This window comes from Melioribacteraceae bacterium (genome assembly GCA_035362835.1).
GTDB lineage: Bacteria > Bacteroidota > Ignavibacteria > Ignavibacteriales > Melioribacteraceae > DSXH01.
In genome coordinates, this window is the sequence record DAOSDY010000009.1 from 1 (window position 1) to 3,758 (window position 3,758).

At 39.5% G+C, this 3,758-nt stretch carries 6 protein-coding genes; all 6 read left to right on the plus strand.

Annotated features, from left to right (window positions below; all coding sequences use genetic code 11):
• A partial coding sequence (locus PLZ15_15290; GenBank protein HOI31109.1) for a hypothetical protein occupies positions 1 to 318 on the plus strand: 318 nt, incomplete at its 5' end.
• Between the two features lie 12 nt (positions 319 to 330).
• Positions 331 to 1,251 (plus strand): major capsid protein, encoded by a 921-nt coding sequence (locus tag PLZ15_15295; protein HOI31110.1) that lies wholly within the window; start codon positions 331 to 333, stop codon positions 1,249 to 1,251.
• 342 nt (positions 1,252 to 1,593) lie between these two features.
• Positions 1,594 to 1,863: a hypothetical protein gene (locus PLZ15_15300; protein ID HOI31111.1), complete on the plus strand. Its 270-nt coding sequence runs from the start codon at positions 1,594 to 1,596 to the stop codon at positions 1,861 to 1,863.
• 44 nt (positions 1,864 to 1,907) lie between these two features.
• Positions 1,908 to 2,234: a DUF2190 family protein gene (locus tag PLZ15_15305; protein ID HOI31112.1), complete on the plus strand. Its 327-nt coding sequence runs from the start codon at positions 1,908 to 1,910 to the stop codon at positions 2,232 to 2,234.
• A gap of 36 nt (positions 2,235 to 2,270) precedes the next feature.
• The gene (locus tag PLZ15_15310; protein HOI31113.1) at positions 2,271 to 3,056 is read left to right on the plus strand and encodes a hypothetical protein; all 786 of its coding nucleotides are present in this window, start codon (positions 2,271 to 2,273) and stop codon (positions 3,054 to 3,056) included.
• A gap of 334 nt (positions 3,057 to 3,390) precedes the next feature.
• The gene (locus tag PLZ15_15315) at positions 3,391 to 3,744 is read left to right on the plus strand and encodes a hypothetical protein (GenBank protein ID HOI31114.1); all 354 of its coding nucleotides are present in this window, start codon (positions 3,391 to 3,393) and stop codon (positions 3,742 to 3,744) included.
• Positions 3,745 to 3,758: the final 14 nt, after the last annotated feature.

Below are 3,758 nucleotides of genomic sequence, written 5' to 3' on the forward strand. Positions count from 1 at the left end.
CCGGCGTTTGTAAAATCATTCTCGGAATTATTAAACTCAATTTCCAATATTCCATTATTTCATAATTCCGCAAAGCCCCATGAAGAAAATCTGCTTAATGCGCTGAAGAATCTCCTCTCTTCCGTTCCCGATACAAATCTTCTTGATACTTTTGCTGCAAAACCCGGGCTCGATATCTCCACGGTATCCGATGAATCCTTCGAGAATGTTGAAGTCGACGAATCCCAGCTTCCTCTTCACAAACGCGCCCTGGCTCTCATGAAATCAGAAAAAATCTCATATAAAGATGCTGTGCTGAAGCTTTCAAATAATATTTAAGGAAAATTTAAGATGAGTACTCAAGCACTTCGCCGTATAGTTGATCCTGTCCTTACAAACATTGCGCGCGGTTATACCAACGCAGATCATGTAGGCCTAAACCTTGCTCCAATTGTCCCTGTTGTTAAAGAAGGGGGTAAAATCCCTCTCTTCACAAAAGAATCTTTCAAGGTTTACAATACAGAGCGTGCAATCCGCGCTAAATCAAACCGTATCAGTCCCGATATTCATACATCAGTCGATTATGTCCTTGCAGAGCACGATCTCGAATATCCGCTAGACTACCGTGAAATCGACGAGGATATCTACAACCTCCGCCTCCACGCCACTCAGGTAGTCACGGATGGAATCTCGCTTCGTATGGAGAAAATGATTGCGGATCTGGTCCAGGACCTAACTACATATCCTTCAGGCAATAAAGTCACTCTCGGATCAGCGGATAAGTTTACAAATGTAACAAGCAATCCGGTCGCTGTTTTTGAATCAGCCAAAGAGGCCATCCGCGGTAAAATTGCCAAGCGTCCTAATTTCTGTGTCATTGGAGCGGTTGCGTACAATGCTCTAAAAGTTCATCCTGCAATTCTCGATAAAATCAAATACACTCAAAATGCAGTCATTACAATTGAGCTCCTTCGCCAGCTGTTGGACTTTGAAAACCTTCTGGTAGGTGATGCAGTCTACGCTGCAGACGACGGCACCTTTCAGGATATCTGGAGAGATAATGTAATCCTCGCATATGTGCAGAGAGAAATTTCTGATATTCCTCGCAACTATTATGAACCTGCTTTTGCATATACGCTCCGTAAGAAAAACAATCCTTTTGTGGATACATATACTGAAGGCGGTAAAATTGAAGTGATTAGAAATACAGATCATTTTGTCGCTAAAATCGTCGGCCCCGATGCCGGTTTCTTAATCAACGATACTAATTAAAAAATATTTAATGATTTATTTGGCATCAAATACTTGGCTCTGAAAATGATTTATAATTTCTTGTACCTAAAAATAATTGCGTCTGCCTACCGGAAGGCAAGGTTAAAAAATTATGCGAAGTAAAGTGTTAAACGGAAAATTTTGTCTGACGACTCCCGCTTACAAAATATTATCTAATAAAGAGCGGGGGAGGAGTTTATTTTCCGTAACGGAACGAAGCATAATTTTAGCAATTATTTTTCAGTACATGTTCTTTTGTTTCTTTTCTTGCGTCAAGAAAAGAAAAAGTTATATCAATCCTTATCCTCATCTTTTTGTTGTCATCAAAGAAGGAGGAAACATATGCTTTTCAGAATAATCAACACCGACCTCTACCTCAACGGTAGAATATTCAAAGAGAATTCCGTCATTGAAATGACTGATGATGATTATCAGAAAGAAAAAAACTATTTCGGCAGATACCTGGCTCCTTTCAATGATGATTCTAAAAAAGAAAAAATTGCAGAGCATCCTATTACTCTAAATACTGAACAGAAAACAAATGCTGCTCAGGTTTCTGATTCAAAACCTAAAAGTAAGCGCGGACGGCGTTCTAAATCGTCTTCCGTTTAGTTTAACGATTCATGCCTGTCAAATAACAGGCGAGGAGTATTAAAATGAAAACCGAACAGCCATTATTGATTACATCCGTTACTGCCGCAGCTTCTATTCCTAAAAACCGCTTTGTCGGTTTCAGCGGCAATCTTCCTTCAGCCGGTGCCGTATGTCTTGGAGTATCCAACGCTGAAACTTCCCCCGGGGAGCAGATGCCTGTAACTGTAATAGGGATTGTACTAGTCGTCGCAGCCGCAACTATAGCTGCGGGTGATCCGGTTGAATCTGATTCAGCTGGTAAGGCAATTCCTAAAACGTCCGGCGCTCTTACAGGATACGCTCTGGATCCCGGCGTAACAGGTGATTCTATACGGATTCTGCTTAAATAGTTTTTCCATTCCGCACATTATTAAACTGAGGTTCAAATGCGACGAATACTTTTTGATAGAATAATTAATCCATTCCCTGTAATCCCGCTCCCTTCAAATATTATTACTGTCGGTCCTGATAAATGCAATTATACTTCGTTAGTTACTGCTCTTCAGAATGCAAATGAAGGAGATAATTTCATAATCTACGGCGGTGTTCACGATGGCAAATTTATATTTAAGAACAATCAGTCATTTTTCTGTGTCGGCAGAGTCGAGCTTAAAAATTCCGCGGATGATTTTATATTTCAGTATGCTTCTCCTCTCAATCCGCCTCCCGGTACAATAATCCATGAAACTTTCTGGTCCGGTTCGCTCCCATTCTTGAATCCCAAGAATTTTTATAAATGGTGCCAGTTCCCGAATAACAATGCGCCTCTTTCAAATTGGTCCGGTAAAGTTAGAATGCACGGACTCTATGTATTCCGCAATTTCCAGGTATCGCAGTCCGGCACTAATGATCCTGTTGTTACATATGAATTCCCGGGTCCGGGAAGGTCTACCAATGTTCTAAACAATGCTTCATGGGCTAATGTCACCCCTTCACGATATGATGTCGGTCTTTACGAAATTGGAGCAGGGTTAGATTTGCCTATCGCTCATGAGGACTATGAATACTCCATTGTTCCATTTTACACTTCATTAATCAGGCATCTTATATGGGGCGGTAATGGGGACAGCTTCTCATTGGATATTCAATGCTACGATGTTACGGGCAATCCGGTTGACGGACTTCAAATCATAGTCCATGTTAAAATTCCGTTTGCACTCAATTTCCCTTAATCTGTTAAATTTTTATTCTTTTATGGCCTCAAATACTTGGCGTGTTTTTTCTGTAATGCTCTAATTATTGTTTTAAAGTAAAAATGACATTAAAAATTTTACGCCTGCCTGCCGGTAGGCTAGTTTAATAAGATGAATGAGCGAAGCGTTAAATGGAAATTTCTGTTTGAACCCCGCATTCAATTACCATTATTAATAAAAGCGGGGGAGTTTAATTTCCATAGCGGAGCGAATGAAATCTTTAGCAAAATTTTTACAGTCTTGAACTTTTGCTTCTTTTCTTTCAAGAGAAAAGAAGAGTATGTATATAAGATCAGAATATTCAGATTACGTTATGACTGAAATAAAATACAAATACTCACCCTCCAATCCTGTCAAAGTCCCGGAAAAACCTGTCGTAGACACTTCTCTTAATATTTTCGAACTCATAAAAGCAAAATTATATCACGTTAAAGTAGATGGAGAAATCAAAATGTGGAATACTATTAAAGATTTTATCGTAGCCAAACTTGTTCAATGGATTCTCAAAGTCGGTGCCGGAGTCCTTGCTACTCTCGGAATATCTAACAACTCCATAGAAGAAATTGCCGGTGCTGTCGTTGCTTTGATACTTGGAGTAATATATTCCTTAATAACTCACAAAAAAATTGCTCTCACAGATCCTAAAGTCTTTCTTAAAATCGAATAGCTGTGAATTATTTA

What these genes read in the sequence shown, in the direction of transcription:
- PLZ15_15295 (HOI31110.1), top strand. Translation starts at nt 331, where the DNA reads ATGAGTACTCAAGCACTTCGCCGTATAGTTGATCCTGTCCTTACAAAC.
- PLZ15_15300 (HOI31111.1), top strand. Translation starts at nt 1,594, where the DNA reads ATGCTTTTCAGAATAATCAACACCGACCTCTACCTCAACGGTAGAATA.
- PLZ15_15305 (HOI31112.1), top strand. Translation starts at nt 1,908, where the DNA reads ATGAAAACCGAACAGCCATTATTGATTACATCCGTTACTGCCGCAGCT.
- PLZ15_15310 (HOI31113.1), top strand. Translation starts at nt 2,271, where the DNA reads ATGCGACGAATACTTTTTGATAGAATAATTAATCCATTCCCTGTAATC.
- PLZ15_15315 (HOI31114.1), top strand. Translation starts at nt 3,391, where the DNA reads ATGACTGAAATAAAATACAAATACTCACCCTCCAATCCTGTCAAAGTC.